Genomic DNA, 16760 nt, shown 5'->3' with positions numbered 1-16760 from the left:
CTAGTGGGCAATCACTGCCGCCAGACGATTCTGGAAAGTGACTGCCTGCTGTTTTAAGTGTTCGATAAAAGTATCGACTAATGCCGAGGATGGGCGGTGTATCGGTTGAATCAAGCTGATTGTAAAAGGAATTTCGATACTGAATGGCCGCACGCACACCCCTTCGCCAGCCCCTTTACTAATGTAATCCAGTGCCGTTAGTGGGTTGACTATTGAGACACCAACGCCTTCGCGTACCATGGCACAAATTGAGGCCGCACTGTGGGTTTCCATCACTAAGCGGCGATTGATCTTTTCATCGGTAAACAGGCTATCTAGTAGCTGCCGGTAACTGTCGGTGACCGACAAGCTGATAAAATTCTCCCCTGCAAAATCCTGTGGTGTCAGTACCGATTTGCTCTGCAATGGATGGTCATGGGGTAATACACAAACTTCATTAAGGGTCATCAGGGGATGGCGCACGGTTCCCGCCGGCGTCTGGGCGTTTTCCGTCAGGCCAAGGTCATGGCGCTGGGCCGAAAGCCACTCTTCCAATAAGGGGGACTCCTGCGGAATCACGTTCAGGCTCACTTCCGGGTATCTGTCCATAAAGGGCTTACATACCGCAGGCAGCAATGATTGAGAGAATACCGGCAGGCAGGCAATAGAAAGCTGTGCATGTTGGAATTGGCGAATCCCCTGTGCGGCCTGTTTAATACGATCAAGTCCGTAATAAGAGCGTTGGACCTCCTCAAAGAGCCGCAGCCCTTGCACCGTCGGATAAAGGCGGCCACGTACCCGATCAAACAGCCTGAGTTGCACCAATTGTTCAAACCGCGCCAACTCGCGGCTGACGGTAGGTTGTGACGTTTGCAGCAGTAACGCGGCTTCTGTCAGATTGCCGGTGGTCATGACACCATGAAAAATCTCGATTTGTCGTAGGGAAATGGCGGCCATCACAACACTCCAGCGTGGGCGACTGAAAAATATAACCCATATCATAAATGAATAGACTCAGGGTAAATAGATATTTTCATAACCCGCCACCGGTGGCTAATACTACGGTATCTGCGAAATCACGTTGGTTCGCCAAACATATTGATAGCTCGATTATGAGGGAATACCCATGCCGCGCGCACTTAACGATACCTCGACTGCACTCACCGCTCAGAATCTGATGGCATTACCCGCGCGTTTTGGCTGCCCGGTTTGGGCTTATGATGGCGATGTGATTGCTGAACGTATTAACCAATTACGCCAATTTGATGTTATCCGTTTCGCGCAAAAAGCCTGCTCGAATATTCATATTCTGCGATTGATGCGTGAGCAGGGTGTCAAAGTTGATTCAGTATCGCTGGGGGAGATTGAGCGAGCTATCTGTGCTGGCTTCCAACCGGGGCAGGAGCCTGCCGAGATTGTGTTTACCGCCGATCTGCTGGATGAAGCGACGTTATCACGAGTGACGGCGCTAGATATTCCGGTGAATGCCGGTTCAATCGACATGCTGGACCAATTGGGACAAACAAAGCGCGGTCATCCGGTGTGGTTACGGATCAATCCGGGTTTTGGTCATGGTCACAGCCAGAAAACCAATACCGGCGGTGAGAACAGTAAACACGGTATCTGGTATAAAGACTTGCCACAAGCCATTGAGAAGGTTCAGCAATATGGTTTGACGCTGATAGGTATTCATATGCACATTGGTTCTGGTGTGGACTATCAACATCTGGAACAAGTCTGTGATGCGATGGTGCAACAAGTGATCGCCCTTGGGCAGGATATCAGCGCGATTTCTGCGGGCGGTGGGTTATCGATTCCCTACCAGTTTGGTGATGCAGATAAGATTGATACCCAGCATTACTATGGCTTGTGGAATGATGCCAGAGAGAGAATTGCTGCTCATCTCGGCCACCCAGTCAGCCTTGAAATTGAACCGGGCCGCTTTTTGGTCGCAGAGTCAGGGGTGTTAATTGCACAGGTGCGGGCGGTGAAGAATATGGGCAATCGCCACTATGTGCTGGTCGATGCCGGATTCAATGATTTGATGCGTCCTGCGTTGTATGGCAGCTACCATCATATTTCACTGCTGCCTGCTGATGGGCGTGATCTGAATTCTGATCCATTGATTGATACGGTTATTGCTGGGCCGTTGTGCGAATCGGGTGATGTGTTCACGCAGGAAGCGGGGGGCGCACTGGAGACGCGTCAATTGCCAAACGCCCACATTGGCGATTATCTGGTCTTTCACGATACTGGCGCTTACGGTGCATCCATGTCTTCCAACTACAACAGTCGCCCGCTGTTACCGGAAGTGCTGTTTGAGCGAGGAGTGCCGCGCTTGATCCGCCGCCGCCAAACTATCGAAGAGCTTATTGCATTAGAATTGGTTTAATTTTACCGTCAGCTTTGACCGTAATATGGCCCTGGCACCACGGATTCGCGCAGTTTCAACTCGCCGATAAACGGTGCCAGTGGGTGTACTTCTTGGCCGGCAATCAGCTTCAACGCTTGGGTAATGGCCGCTTCAATCATCGCATCAATCGGCAGGTAAACGGTTGAAAGCGCGGGTTGTAGGTAGGGTGCGCTGGGTTCGTCATCAAAACCAAATAACGACACATCCTGCGGTAATCTTTTACCTGCCTGATTGAGCGCCTTCATTGCTCCGATGGTCATATCGTCATTGTTGGCAAACAGCGCGCTGAACGGGATATTGCGTGCTAATAACACCTGACATCCGTCATAACCCCCTGGCACGCTACTATCACCGTAGGCTATGAGATCCTTATCCAATGTAATTCCCTGCTCTGCCAGTGCCTGCTGATAACCGGCAAGGCGCGACTGTGCCGTCGGCGTGGTGATAGGGCCGGTGATACAGGCAATATCACGATGGCCTTGCTGGATAAGATAAGTGACGGCGTCAAAGGCGGCTTGTTGTTGCTCAAAAAACACACAGCGCTCGCGCAACTGTGGCAAATCGCGGTTAATCACCATCAACGGTGTTGGCAGGCTGGAAAGTAACTGCATTAAATCAGTTTCAGACATAAAACGGGTGTAGAGGATAATGGCGTCACAGCGTCGATCAGCCAGCAGCCTTACTGCTTGCTGCTCACCTTCCGGCGTATCATGGCCGTCGGTAACGATAAGATGTTTACCACTGGCTTCAGTCAGTTTTGCCGCACGGCGCAGCAGGCGGCCAAAATAGGGACCATCAAAATTGGAAACCACTAATCCAATGCTATTGGAGCTTTTATTCGCCAACGATTGCGCGAGAAAGTTCGGGCGATAACCCAGTTCATCCATCGCGTTGAACACCGCTTTTCGGGTGCTTTCTTTGACCTGACCGGTGCCATTGAGCACGCGGGAAACCGTGGCTTTTGAGACACCTGCACGCAAAGAGACATCCAACATCGTGACCATCAATGGTAAACCTCTTAGCTGGGTCGTAACTACCGGATATAGCGGCAGTTTAGCATAGCGCAGGCCGGGTTATCTTTGTTATCGATATATCTCAGTCATCTGTTGAGGGTTGTGGGCTGGCAACCGAGTGGCGGCGTACCAGTGTCGGGCTAAACATATTGGTAATTTCAGGCAGCGGCGTTTTATTGGCAAGCGCCAATGCCAGCTTTGCTGCTTGTGTTGCCATCGCCACCACGGGATAACGGATCGTGGTCAAGCGTGGGCGTAAATAACGCGAGATCAATACATCATCAAAGCCTATTAGTGAGATCTCCTGTGGCACTTCAATGCTGTTATCACTGAGAACAGAGAGTGCGCCAGCTGCCATTGAGTCGTTATAGCAGGTCACTGCGGTGAAATGTTTGCCGCGACCAAGTAGGTCGGTCATGGCATGTTCCCCGCCAATTTCATCCGGTGTGCCGTAGGCAATTAAACGATCATCGACTGGGATATCAAACTCTTTCAGTGCATCCAGATAGCCTTGCAGGCGATCAATGGCATCAGAAATCTGATGATTGGAGCAAATAATTGCGATTCGTTTATGCCCTTGCTGAATCAGATGCCGTGTTGCCAGCCAGGCACCATAGCGGTCATCCAGTGCCACACAGCGGGTTTCGAAACCGGGCAGGGTACGGTTAATCAATACCATTCCAGGGATTTGCTGCATTAATGAGGTTAGTTCTTCATCGGAAAGCTTTTTGGCGTGAACCACTAAGGCTGCGCAGCGATGGCGAATCAATTGCTCAATGGCCTGACGCTCTTTCTCTTCGTCATGGTAACCGTTACCAATTAGCAGGAAGTTACCTGTGGCATAAGCCACCTGTTCAACCGCTTTTACCATCGAACCAAAGAAGGGATCGGAGACATCAGAAACAATCATGCCGACGGTTTCTGTCGATTGTTGAGCCAGCGCGCGGGCATTGGCATTCGGGTGATACTGCAATTGTTCCATAGCGTTACCTACCGCCATGCGTGATGCTTCACTGGCCTTGGGGGAATTATTGATAACACGAGATACCGTCGCGACGGAAACACCCGCCAGCTTGGCAACATCCTTAATAGTGGCCATTTTTCTTCCAAAGATTTTCAGGGTAATCGCTTACATCACTCAGTTTTGCGGAAAAGAGCTGCGCCCGCAAGGGGGGAAGATCGCAACTTGATGAGAAAAACCAAAGAAATGGAAAATAGGGATATCACCTGTGGACGCGCGTTAGTATAAATCGGTTACATTCAGTCGACATGGTGCTTTGGTTTTATGGTGCAGTGAATACTATTTTAGGGGCGGTTAAATTGACAAAACTATATCCATCCCCTGGTTTGCCCACCGGCAACTACCAAGTTTAGGTGAGCAACTTACGCGGTAATAACGGTAATATAGCCTAATGAATTACAAACCTATTTCGCCATTTTGACATTGTTCACCACTGGTTACACTTTGCACGTAAATGTTGCGATTCAACGCTGGCTGTGATTTGGCTGAAACCGCTAAAGTGATCATCCCAGAGGTATTAATTGGTGAATAATCAACATACGCTGTGTGTTTGAAGCCAGTTTTTTATTTGCACCGACCTACGCAGATGCGTAGGTTTTTTTTTATTTTCTGTTTTCTCCCCTCGTTCTCAGCGTGATCTTAGCGATAAAACAGCCTCTCTTATAGTATTCTCTCCTTATCATATTCATCGACTTATAGAGAAATAGACATGGCTTACCGCTTGCTACGCACTCTTTTTCGTGGGTTATTTCGTGTCACCATTAAGGGGGTAACTGATCAGTTTTCCCATAAAAAACTGCTAATTACTCCTAATCATGTCTCTTTTCTCGACGGCGTATTACTGGTGCTTTTTTTGCCGATTAAGCCGGTATTCGCGGTCTATTCCAGTATTACTGACAGTTGGTATATGCGCAGGTTACGGCCTTATATCGATTTTGTCACACTGGACCCGACCAAGCCGATGGCCATTAAACATCTGGTGCGGATGGTAGAACAGGGGCGGCCGGTGGTGGTTTTTCCGGAAGGGCGTATCACCGTGACCGGATCATTGATGAAGATCTATGATGGCGCGGCATTTATTGCTGCCAAGTCAGGCGCAACCGTGGTGCCGATTCGCTTGGAAGGCCCAGAGTTCACGCGCTTTGGCCGCTTGAAGGACGTGCTCAACGTGCGTTGGTTTCCAAAAATAAGTATTCATGTGTTACCGGCCACCACCTTACCTATGCCACAAGCTCCACGCGCCCGCGATCGCCGGGTGCTGGCGGGTGAGCGCTTACATGCCATTATGATGGCGGCACGCATGGCTATCGTGCCACGCGAAACGCTATTTGAAGCATTGCTAGCCGCACAAACGCGCTATGGGCGCTTTAAACCCTGTATCGAAGATATCGCATTTAAAGAAGACAGTTATCAAACGCTGCTGAAAAAAACGCTCGGTGTCAGCCGAATACTGCAACGCTTCACCGCGCAAGGTGAGCATGTAGGGATGCTACTGCCGAATGCCACCATCACTGCGGCGGCGATTTTTGGTGCTTCGCTGCGGGGGCGTATTCCTGCGTTGCTAAATTACACCTCTGGAGCCAAAGGGCTGAAGAGTGCGATTACCGCCGCCTCGTTGAAAACCATTGTTACATCACGCCAGTTTTTAGAAAAAGGTAAGCTGACACATCTGCCAGAGCAAGTCACTGAGGCAAATTGGGTCTATCTGGAAGATTTAAAAGATACGGTTACGCTGGTTGATAAATTATGGATTTTACTGCATTTATGCTGCCCGCGTCGGGCAATGGTGCCACAACAAGCCAATGATAGTGCTTTGATTTTGTTTACCTCCGGTTCAGAAGGTAACCCGAAAGGCGTGGTACATTCTCACGCCAGTTTATTGGCAAACGTTGAGCAAATTCGCACTATTGCAGACTTTACACCGCGTGATCGTTTTATGTCGTCACTGCCGCTGTTTCATGCTTTTGGCCTGACTGTCGGTTTATTCACACCATTAATGACCGGCAGCCGGGTATTCCTTTATCCTAGCCCGCTGCATTATCGCATCGTTCCTGAACTGGTGTATGACCGCAACTGTACGGTGCTGTTTGGTACTTCAACCTTCCTCGGTAATTACGCCCGCTTCGCCCATCCGTATGATTTTGCCCGCTTGCGTTATGTGGTTGCCGGTGCGGAAAAACTGGCCGACAGTACCAAACAGATTTGGCAGGATAAGTTCGGGATTCGCATTCTCGAAGGGTATGGTGTTACCGAGTGTGCGCCGGTGGTGGCAATCAATGTGCCTATGGCGGCGAAAGTTAATACCGTTGGGCGAATTCTGCCGGGCATGGAGGCACGGCTAATTAAAGTACCGGGCATCGAGCAGGGTGGGCGTTTGCAATTACGTGGCCCCAATATTATGCGTGGCTACTTGCGGGTTGAGCATCCGGGGATATTGGAACAACCGGTGGCGGAGAATGCGCAGGGTGAACGCGAAGACGGTTGGTATGATACCGGCGATATTGTCACTCTTGACGATCAAGGATTCTGTGCGATTCGTGGCCGGATGAAGCGTTTTGCTAAGTTGGCCGGTGAGATGGTGTCGTTAGAAGGTGTCGAACAACTGGCACTGCGAGTTTCACCGCAGGGGCAACATGCAGCGGCGGCTAAAACTTGCAGTGCAAAAGGTGAGGCTTTGGTGCTGTTTACTACCGACAGCGATATTACCCGCGATCGCTTAATCAAAGCGGCGCGCGAGTGCGGTGTGCCGGAATTGGCGGTTCCCCGTGATATTCGGTTAGTGAAAACCTTGCCGTTGCTTGGCAGTGGCAAACCTGACTTTGTGACGTTAAGCAAGATGGCGGAAGATCCGGAGATGAGCGTATGAATCAGCAAGTATTAACTGACAAACCGTTGTTATCCCGAGGGATGGTTGCCGTCCTCTGCGCCCAGTTTTTTTCTGCTTTTGGCGATAATGCACTGCTATTTGCCACTCTGGCACTGATTAAGCAGCAGTTGTATCCCGACTGGAGCCAGCCGATTTTACAAATGGCTTTTGTCGCGACTTACATCATTCTTGCGCCGTTTGTCGGGCAAGTTGCTGACAGCTTTGCCAAAGGGCGGGTGATGATGTTCGCTAATGGCCTGAAATTGGCGGGGGCATTAGTGATCTGTTTTGGCCTGAACCCGTTTCTTGGCTACAGTCTGGTGGGGATAGGTGCTGCGGCCTATTCACCGGCTAAATACGGTATTTTGGGGGAGATTACCTCCGGCGAGCAGTTAGTGAAAGCTAACGGCATGATGGAAGCCTCCACCATTGCTGCCATTTTGTTGGGTTCGGTGGCCGGTGGTGTGCTGGCAGACTGGCATTTAATGGCAGCACTGGGTGTTTGTGCGCTGGTTTATGCCATTGCCGTGGTCGCTAATTTGTTTATTCCTCGGCTGAGCGCCGCACGCTCAGGTCGCTCATGGCAGCCGCGCGCGATGACAGGCAATTTCCTCTCCGCGTGCCAGATCCTCTGGCGGGATGGTGAAACGCGCTTCTCACTGGCGGGCACCAGTCTGTTCTGGGGCGCGGGGGTTACACTGCGCTTCCTGCTGGTCTTATGGGTGCCGGTGGCGCTAGGAATTGCTGATAACGCGACGCCAACCCTGTTAAATGCCATGGTAGCTGTCGGGATTGTGTTGGGGGCAGGGGCTGCGGCGCGCTTTGTAACACTCAAAACGGTGAAGCGTTGTTTACCGGCAGGGGTATTGATTGGTGTCGCTGTGGCTATTTTCTCACTGCAACACAGTATGCCAATGGCGTATTTGTTATTGATCATTATCGGGATCTTGGGTGGCTTCTTTGTGGTGCCGCTAAATGCCTTATTGCAGGAGCGCGGTAAAAATAGTGTCGGTGCGGGCAATGCCATTGCGGTGCAAAATCTCGGTGAAAACACCGCGATGTTGCTGATGCTGGGGTTGTACTCCGTGGTCGTCAAACTCGGTGTGCCAGTGGTGGCCGTCGGTATTGGTTTTGGCGTGATATTCGCTTTGGCAATTGCCTTGCTGTGGGGCTGGCAGTGGCGGCAACAGCGGCGTAAAGTCGCTAAATGATCCAGCAACATAAACGGAAGGCCGCATTAGCGGCCTTTGTGCTATTTAAATAGGGACAGAATTAAGGTGCAGGGAAGGTAAAGCGGGTGTGGATCTCTTCCAAGGCAGTGAGCACTTCCTGGCTGAGAATGACATCCTGACTATCAATATTACTTTTCAGTTGTGCCATCGAGGTGGCACCCAACAGGGTGCTGGCAACGAACGGTTGCTGGCGTACAAAAGCCAGTGCCATTTGAGCCGGATCCAGCCCGTAGCGTTGCGCCAGCGCAACATATTCAGCCACGGCTAATTGCGCTTGCGAGCCGGTATAGCGAGTAAAGCGGCTATACAAAGTATTACGCGCGCTAGCGGGTTGTGCCCCATTGAGATATTTGCCACTCAGAGTACCAAACGCCAAACTGGAATAGGCTAATAGCTCAACCCCTTCGTGCTGGCTGATTTCCGCCAGACCCACTTCAAAGCTGCGGTTAAGCAAACTGTAGGGGTTTTGAATCGAGACGATACGCGGTAAATCATGTTTATCTGCCAATTTCAGATAACGCATCACGCCCCAAGGTGTTTCATTTGATACGCCGATATAGCGGATTTTACCGGCGCGCACCTGCTCGTTCAGCGCTTCCAGCGTTTCCAGTAAGGTGACAGGTACCGTATTCTCGCTGTAACGATAATTAAGCTTACCGAAACAGTTGGTTTCCCGTTGCGGCCAATGTAACTGATAAAGATCGATATAGTCGGTATTGAGGCGTTTAAGGCTGTCTTCCAGCGCTTTACGGATGTTTTGTCGATCTAGTGCCATATTAGGGCGAATGGGTTGATCGTTACCCCGTGATGGCCCGGAGACTTTGCTGGCTAAAATGATTTTATCTCGGCTACCACGGGCTTTGATCCAGCTACCGATGTATTGCTCGGTTAAGCCCTGGGTTTCTGGCTTTGGCGGAACCGGATACATTTCTGCGGTATCGATCAGATTAATACCGGCTGCAACGGCATAATCCAGTTGCGCATGGGCATCGGCTTCACTGTTTTGTTCACCAAACGTCATGGTGCCCAGACCCAGCAGGCTGACTTCTAATGTACTGTGGGGGATACGATGATATTGCATTGCCGACCTTCCTTAATGTCTGAAATTGTCAGGCTAAGTCCAACCGCCTTACCCGACTATAACGAAGCGCTGCGGCAGGGGGAAGAGTGCCTGACAAAAGTACAGAAAAAGTGAGAAACGGGTGCAGTGAACCGCACCCGGTGGTCATTATGCTTTTTTATCAGTAGGTTTATTCTTTTTTCCGCGCATCAGGTTCAGGGTTTCAACACCCATTGAGAAGAACATGGCGAAATAAATGTAACCTTTTGGAATGTGGATCTGGAAACTTTCTAACATCAGCGTAAAGCCGACCAGAATCAGGAAAGAGAGTGCCAGCATCTTAACTGACGGGTGGCGATTGACAAACTCACCAATCGGCCTGGCAGCAAACATCATCACACCTACTGAGATAATCACCGCCGCCATCATAATAAACAGATGGTCTGACAGCCCAACCGCGGTTATCACAGAATCAAGGCTGAAGATGATATCCAGCAGCATAATTTGCACAATGGCGGCAAAGAACGAGTTAACATTACTGGTGTGTTCAGTATCGCTGCCCTCAATCGTCTCATGAATTTCTTTGCTGGCTTTCCAGATAAGGAATAGCCCCCCCAGCAGCAGGATTAAGTCCCGCATGGAGATACCATGACCAGCCACAGTAAACAGCGGTTCGGTCAAGCGGATAACCCAGGCAATTGAAGCCAGTAATGCCAAACGCATCAGCATCGCACCAGCCAAACCAATACGGCGGGCTTTGTTTTGCTGTGCTTTAGGTAATTTTGCGACCACTAAAGAAAGGAAAATAATATTGTCTATGCCAAGAACGATCTCGAGGATAGTCAGTGTACCTAGCGCCAACCAGGCATTTGGATCGGCAATCCATTCAAACATTGCGCCTTTTACCTTACGGAAACCCAGAAATATAAAAAGCGATTATACGCGTTTATTCATTAATCGGAATAACCAGATTTGTCTGTTAAAGCAAAAAGTGCCTAGCCAGCATCGGGCCGGTAAAGGTTTTCTTCAGATAAAAACCACGCGGTAAGGTCATGATCGGCTGACCGTGCTCGCCGATAGCCTCTGTCAGTGCGCGGCTATTAGCGGCTTTGGGCCTTAATTGTAGAACTTCGCCATGACGGGCTGTGATGCTTTCTACTTTGCCTAAAACGATAAGATCCATTAACTCTTCCCAATCGCGGCGCAGCAGCTCCTCTTCTTGCGCGCTGGGGCTCCACAGCAAGGGAGCACCGACCCGCCGTTGTGCTAAAGGAATCAGCCGCTCTCCTTCTACCGGCACCCATAAGACCCTGGCCAGTTTATGTCGAACATGGCTGCTTTCCCAAGTCACGCCGCTATTACCGGTTAGTGGGGCGACACAAACGAAAGTGGTTTCCAGTGGTTTGCCCTGAGCGCTGATAGGGATGGTTTTCAGCTCAATACCGATATCGGCAAAATCCTGTTCAGGTTTACTGCCCGCGCTGGCCCCGAGATAGAACTCCAGCAGCATACCCACCCAACCTTTTACCCGTTTTAAATCCGCCGGAATGTTCCAACCCGCTCTGGTTGCCAATTCGCCGAGAGTAAAACCTGATAATGCCTCAGCACGTTGAAAAAGTTGATGTTCATTAGTGGGTGGGGCTGGAGGCAGTGAATAAACAGACATTTGTCGAAACCTGTTAAAATTGGTTAAAAAATGAGCTGAATTAAAAGTGATGGTATATGTATTGTTGTTTAGGACAGTAGAAACTAATAATAGCATGATTTAACGTAAGTTTTCTGTCCTTTGGCTGGGGAGATCTTTTTATTTTGATTATCTTGTACACCTGCTGACAGTAACAATGAACAGGATCTTACACCTATTTATCCACAGATTTATGGGATAACCTCAGTAAATTGCGATCACTGGTTCAATTTACAGCCTTGACGACCGCTTTTTTTGCGAGTTTTACTCTTTTTTGCATAACTTCGATGCATTATCTGTGGATAAAAACCGCATTGCTGGATCTTTAGCCAACGTCAGATCCTAAACGGATATAGATCACATTTTTTCTCTGTGGAAACCTGTGGGAAACCTGTTATTTTGTTGAAATTAATCATTTATTTTTTCCGTTTATTTTTTTAGTTTTTTAACTTTAGAATGAGTTGTACCTGCCTTTCCCTGGAGTTCTGCACACCTATATCCACAGAAAAAGTGAATAAAATGGCGTGTGTAATCCTTTGGGTGTTCATAACTTTGCTAATATCTGTGAGTTATCCCAAAGTTATCAGGTCTGGCTGGCTGATAACCAGTGGTTTACCGCCTGTTGCTAGTGTGAAACAATCAGAGCATCTTTAAGTTTTAAGTTTTCGAGGTAGTCCGGTGATCGATGATGATGGCTACCGCCCGAACGTGGGTATCGTAATTTGTAATCGGCAGGGAGAAGTGTTGTGGGCGAGGCGTTACGGTCAGCACTCTTGGCAGTTTCCTCAAGGGGGGATAAACCCCGGTGAAACACCAGAACAGGCAATGTACCGTGAACTTTTTGAAGAAGTTGGACTGAATAAAAAGGACGTCCGAATTCTGGCTTCAACCCGTAACTGGTTGCGTTACAAATTACCCAAGCGTTTGGTGCGTTGGGATACAAAGCCGGTATGCATCGGCCAAAAAACAGCGATGGTTTCTACTACAGTTAATGTGTAATGAAGCCGATATCAACATGCAGCGTAGCAGTACCCCGGAATTTGATGGCTGGCGCTGGGTCAGTTATTGGTATCCGGTGCGTCAGGTGGTCTCTTTTAAACGTGATGTTTATCGTCGTGTGATGAAAGAGTTTGCTGCAACCGTAATGCCTGTGCAGGAGGTCGCTCCGCCACGAGTGCCGCCTGCGTATCGCCGTAAAAGAGGTTAAGTTAAGCCGATCATGCTGACGCGTTTGCGAGAAATAGTTGAGAAAGTGGCGATGGCAACCAGCCTAACGGATGCGTTAGAGCTATTGGTCAATGAAACCTGTCTGGCGATGGACACGGAAGTTTGCTCGATTTATCTGGCAGATAATGACCGCCGTTGTTACTACCTGATGGCGACACGGGGTTTGAAAAAGCCCCGTGGTCGCACCATTACATTGGCTTTTGACGAAGGGATCGTCGGGCTTGTGGGGCGTTTGGCCGAGCCAATAAACCTCGCTGATGCACAGAGCCACCCCAGCTTTAAATATGTGCCGCAAGTTAAAGAGGATCGCTTCCGGGCGTTTCTCGGGGTGCCTATTATCTATCGCCGCCAGTTGCTTGGTGTGCTGGTGGTGCAGCAACGTGAACATCGTCAGTTTGATGAGAGTGAAGAGTCGTTTATGGTCACGCTGGCAACACAGCTGGCAGGCATTCTTTCTCAATCTCAGCTTAATGCTATTTTTGGTCAATATCGTCAAACACGAATTCGCGCACTGGCTGCGGCTCCTGGTGTTGCGGTGGCTGAAGGCTGGCAGGATACTTCGCAACCTTCCCTCGATTTGGTTTATGAGGCTTCAACCCTTGATACCGCCCAAGAACGTGAACGCTTAACCCAGGCTTTGGAAGAGGCTGCGGCCGAATTCCGCCGCTTCAGTAAGCGCTTTGCTGCCAGCTCACAAAAAGAGAGCGCGGCGATTTTCGATCTCTATTCCCACTTGTTAAATGATGCTCGCCTCAAGCGTGAACTTTTCGCACAAATTGACACCGGTTCGGTCGCTGAATGGGCGGTAAAACAAGTCGTTGAGCAATTTGCTGCACAATTTGCCAGCCTGCAAGACACCTACATGCGCGAGCGTGCCAGTGATCTGCGGGCCTTAGGGCAGCGTTTGTTATTCCACCTCGATGACAGTACTTCCGGTGCCAGCCAATGGCCCGCACGTTTTATTCTGGTAGCTGATGAGCTGACTGCCACCCTATTGGCCGAAGTACCACAAGATCGTCTGGCCGGTGTGGTGGTACGCGACGGTGCGGCTAACTCGCACGCCGCCATTTTAGTGCGTGCAATGGGCATTCCGACCGTGATGGGGGCGGATATTCAGCCAGCGTTGCTCAATCAGCGGTTATTGATTGTTGATGGCTATCGTGGCGAGGTGCTGGTTGATCCTGAACCGGTGCTGGTCAAAGAGTATCAACGGCTGGTCACGGAAGAGATAGAACTTAGTAAACTGGCTGAAGATGATGTTGAACAGCCCGCAGCACTGAAAAGTGGCGAGCGGATACAAGTGTTGCTGAACGCCGGTCTTAGCCCGGAACATGAACAACTGTTGGGTGGGCGGGTTGATGGTGTGGGTCTTTACCGCACCGAAATCCCGTTTATGCTGCAAAGCGGTTTCCCGTCAGAAGAAGAGCAAGTTGCGCAGTATCAAGGCATGTTACAGCTATATCCCCACAAGCCGGTGACATTGCGAACGCTGGATATCGGCGCAGATAAGCAACTGCCTTATATGCCTATCAGCGAAGAAAACCCGTGTCTGGGATGGCGGGGGATTCGAGTCACACTCGATCAGCCTGAGATCTTCTTGATTCAGGTCAGGGCGATGCTGCGTGCCAATGCGGGAACCGGTAATCTGGGTATTTTATTGCCGATGATTACCAGCCTGGAAGAGGTCGATGAAGCGAAACGCCTGATTGACCGGGCAGGTCGTGAAGTGCAGGAAGTCCTCGGTTATGAGCTGCCACAACCTAAATTGGGCGTGATGATTGAAGTGCCCGCGATGATCTTTATGCTGCCTTATCTGAAATCTCGGGTCGATTTTATCTCGGTCGGCACCAACGATTTAACGCAATATCTATTGGCCGTGGACCGCAATAATACCCGTGTCGCTTCGCTGTATGACAACCTGCACCCGGCAATGCTACAAGTGCTCAAACATATTCTGACACAGGCAACCCAATCGGGTTTACAGGTGAGTCTGTGTGGCGAAATGGCCGGCGATCCGATGGGCGCATTGCTGCTGGTTGGTCTGGGGTATCGTAACCTCAGCATGAACGGGCGCAGCGTGGCACGCATCAAATATCTATTACGTAATATAGAGTTGGCCGATGCTGAGGCATTAGTCGAGCGAGTCTTGGCCGCGCAAATGACCACCGATGTGCGTCATTTAACCGCAGCATTTATGGAGCGTAGGGGCTTAGGCGGCTTGATCCGTGGCGGGAAGTAATGTTACAGAACTTTACCTAAGGGTGCTCCCCTGAGTGGCCCCAGCCTATGCTATTATGCGCAACCTATAGCCCTAACGGGCAGGAACAATAATTTCCATAAAACAATCAACATCGTGGTGATAGATGATCAATAGCTATCTGGCGTTTCCTAAATTCGATCCGGTCATTTTCTCGATTGGCCCGGTTTCACTCCATTGGTATGGCCTGATGTATCTGGTGGGTTTTGTCTTCGCGATGTGGTTAGCGGTTCGTCGGGCGAATAAACCCGGCAGCGGTTGGACCAAAGAAGAAGTCGAGAATCTGCTGTATGCTGGCTTCCTTGGCGTCTTTGTCGGCGGCCGTGTCGGTTATGTCTTGTTCTATAACCTGCCGATGTTCCTCGATAATCCACTTTATCTGTTTAAAGTATGGGATGGCGGCATGTCATTCCACGGTGGCTTGATCGGTGTCATTTGCGTCATGTTATGGTTCGCCCGCCGCACTAAACGTAACTTTTTCCAGGTGGCTGATTTCATTGCTCCTCTTATTCCTTTCGGCTTAGGGGCTGGGCGCTTGGGTAACTTTATTAATGGTGAGTTGTGGGGCCGGGTCACAACGGATACGCCGTGGGCGATGCTGTTCCCAACCTCCCGTAGCGAAGATATTGCGATGGTTGCGGCTGATCCGGCTAAATGGCAGGCGATATTCAATCAATACGGTGTATTGCCGCGTCATCCTTCACAACTGTATGAAATGATTCTTGAAGGGGTGGTGCTGTTTATTATCCTGAATCTATTTATCCGCAAGCCGCGTCCAATGGGCAGTGTTTCGGGCTTGTTCCTGATAGGTTATGGTGTGTTCCGTATTGTTGTGGAGTATTTCCGCCAGCCAGATGCACAACTCGGCTTGTTCGACGGCGTGATCAGCATGGGGCAGCTCCTGTCTGTGCCTATGATTCTGGCCGGTATTATTATGATGATTTGGGCGTATCGCCGCCCTGCGCAACAACTTTCGTGAGGTAATATGAAACAGTATCTGGATTTGATGAAAAAAGTGCTGGAAGAAGGCACCCCTAAAGCAGACCGTACCGGGACTGGGACGCTGTCGATTTTTGGGCATCAGATGCGTTTCAATTTACAAGACGGCTTTCCGTTGGTGACCACCAAGCGTTGCCATTTGCGTTCAATCATTCATGAGCTGTTATGGTTCCTTAATGGCGATACCAATATTGCTTATTTGAAAGAGAATAACGTCTCGATTTGGGATGAGTGGGCTGACGAGAACGGCTCCCTTGGCCCGGTTTATGGTAAGCAATGGCGCGCTTGGGGCGCTGCTGATGGTCGCCAGATTGACCAACTGAGTAACGTGGTCAAACAGTTAAAGCAAGATCCAGACTCTCGCCGTATCATCGTTTCGGCGTGGAATGTGGGCGAACTGGACCAAATGGCTTTGGCACCGTGTCATGCCTTCTTCCAGTTCTATGTTGCTGATGGAAAGCTGTCTTGCCAGTTGTATCAACGCTCTTGTGATGTGTTCCTCGGCTTGCCATTTAACATTGCCAGCTATGCCTTGTTGGTTCATATGATGGCGCAGCAATGTGATTTGGACGTTGGTGATTTCGTCTGGACGGGGGGCGATACGCACTTATACAGCAACCACATTGAGCAAACTCATCTGCAACTAAGCCGTGAGCCACGGGCATTGCCGAAACTTATCATCAAACGTAAACCCGATTCATTGTTTGATTATCGTTTCGACGATTTTGAAATTGAAGGGTATGACCCTCACCCTGGTATTAAAGCGCCGATTGCAATTTAGTCCTACACCGGAGCCACAATGGCTCCGGTTTACTTTTGAATATAATAACCTGCTGTTTCATTGCTAATATATTTCTCACCGCAATCTATTTCTTACGGCAATCTTTGACACGATAAAATATGCGAACCATGCCGCATAGAGTTTTGCATTTATGTATTTGTAAATAAAATTTTGCGTAACCCTTCCAGCTCTCGTTATTAGCCTATCGACCTAAAAATCCAGCCACGT

The 16760-nt window shown here is 49.8% G+C and carries 12 protein-coding genes and 1 pseudogene; 7 read left to right on the top strand and 6 right to left on the bottom strand.

The features are described from left to right. The gene (locus YALDO0001_RS09860; protein WP_042546767.1) at positions 1-936 is read right to left on the bottom strand and encodes a LysR family transcriptional regulator; all 936 of its coding nucleotides are present in this window, start codon (positions 934-936) and stop codon (positions 1-3) included. A 169-nt stretch (positions 937-1105) separates the two neighbouring features. Between YALDO0001_RS09860 and lysA the strand changes: the two genes are divergently transcribed. After that, positions 1106-2371, top strand: coding sequence for a diaminopimelate decarboxylase (lysA, locus tag YALDO0001_RS09855; RefSeq protein WP_004702587.1), 1266 nt, complete (start codon positions 1106-1108; stop codon positions 2369-2371). An 8-nt stretch (positions 2372-2379) separates the two neighbouring features. Here the strand turns inward: lysA and YALDO0001_RS09850 are convergent, their stop codons facing one another. Together YALDO0001_RS09850 and galR are read right to left on the bottom strand one after the other, a co-directional pair. Continuing rightward, complete coding sequence (locus YALDO0001_RS09850) at positions 2380-3396, bottom strand: LacI family DNA-binding transcriptional regulator (RefSeq protein ID WP_004702584.1); 1017 nt, start codon at positions 3394-3396, stop codon at positions 2380-2382. 91 nt (positions 3397-3487) lie between these two features. Further along, the gene (galR, locus tag YALDO0001_RS09845; RefSeq protein WP_004702580.1) at positions 3488-4504 is read right to left on the bottom strand and encodes an HTH-type transcriptional regulator GalR; all 1017 of its coding nucleotides are present in this window, start codon (positions 4502-4504) and stop codon (positions 3488-3490) included. Positions 4505-5135: 631 nt separating this feature from the next. On the opposite strand from galR, the gene aas reads away from it, so the two are divergent. Then, on the top strand, positions 5136-7292 hold the full coding sequence (gene aas, locus YALDO0001_RS09840; RefSeq protein WP_004702578.1) for a bifunctional acyl-ACP--phospholipid O-acyltransferase/long-chain-fatty-acid--ACP ligase: 2157 nt from the start codon (positions 5136-5138) through the stop codon (positions 7290-7292). Further along, a complete protein-coding gene (gene lplT / locus YALDO0001_RS09835) occupies positions 7289-8503 on the top strand; it encodes a lysophospholipid transporter LplT (RefSeq protein ID WP_042839687.1) in 1215 nt (404 codons plus the stop codon). Before aas ends, lplT begins: the two co-directional genes overlap by 4 nt. A gap of 61 nt (positions 8504-8564) precedes the next feature. Here lplT and YALDO0001_RS09830 read toward each other — a convergent pair whose 3' ends face one another. The 3 genes from YALDO0001_RS09830 to mutH all read right to left on the bottom strand — a co-directional run bounded on the left by YALDO0001_RS09830 (position 8565) and on the right by mutH (position 11250). Continuing rightward, positions 8565-9605, bottom strand: coding sequence for an NADP(H)-dependent aldo-keto reductase (locus YALDO0001_RS09830; RefSeq protein WP_004702574.1), 1041 nt, complete (start codon positions 9603-9605; stop codon positions 8565-8567). Positions 9606-9752: 147 nt separating this feature from the next. Continuing rightward, positions 9753-10478, bottom strand: coding sequence for a TerC family protein (locus YALDO0001_RS09825; protein ID WP_004702572.1), 726 nt, complete (start codon positions 10476-10478; stop codon positions 9753-9755). Positions 10479-10563: 85 nt separating this feature from the next. Next, positions 10564-11250: a DNA mismatch repair endonuclease MutH gene (mutH, locus tag YALDO0001_RS09820; RefSeq protein ID WP_004702570.1), complete on the bottom strand. Its 687-nt coding sequence runs from the start codon at positions 11248-11250 to the stop codon at positions 10564-10566. A gap of 696 nt (positions 11251-11946) precedes the next feature. Between mutH and rppH the strand changes: the two are divergent. The 4 genes and pseudogenes from rppH (at position 11947) to thyA (ending at position 16532) form a co-directional block, all read left to right on the top strand. Then, positions 11947-12475: pseudogene (gene rppH / locus YALDO0001_RS09810) on the top strand (RNA pyrophosphohydrolase). 12 nt (positions 12476-12487) lie between these two features. Beyond that, positions 12488-14734, top strand: a complete 2247-nt coding sequence (gene ptsP, locus YALDO0001_RS09805; RefSeq protein WP_004702565.1) for a phosphoenolpyruvate--protein phosphotransferase — start codon at positions 12488-12490, stop codon at positions 14732-14734. Positions 14735-14858: 124 nt separating this feature from the next. Continuing rightward, positions 14859-15731: a prolipoprotein diacylglyceryl transferase gene (gene lgt / locus YALDO0001_RS21075; RefSeq protein ID WP_004702563.1), complete on the top strand. Its 873-nt coding sequence runs from the start codon at positions 14859-14861 to the stop codon at positions 15729-15731. A gap of 6 nt (positions 15732-15737) precedes the next feature. Then, on the top strand, positions 15738-16532 hold the full coding sequence (gene thyA, locus YALDO0001_RS21070; RefSeq protein ID WP_004702561.1) for a thymidylate synthase: 795 nt from the start codon (positions 15738-15740) through the stop codon (positions 16530-16532). Positions 16533-16760 lie beyond the last annotated feature (228 nt).

The sequence above is a fragment of the Yersinia aldovae ATCC 35236 genome, assembly GCF_000173735.1.
Lineage (GTDB): Bacteria > Pseudomonadota > Gammaproteobacteria > Enterobacterales > Enterobacteriaceae > Yersinia > Yersinia aldovae.
Note: the sequence above shows the minus strand (reverse complement) of the source record. Positions and strands in the feature narration are given on the sequence as shown.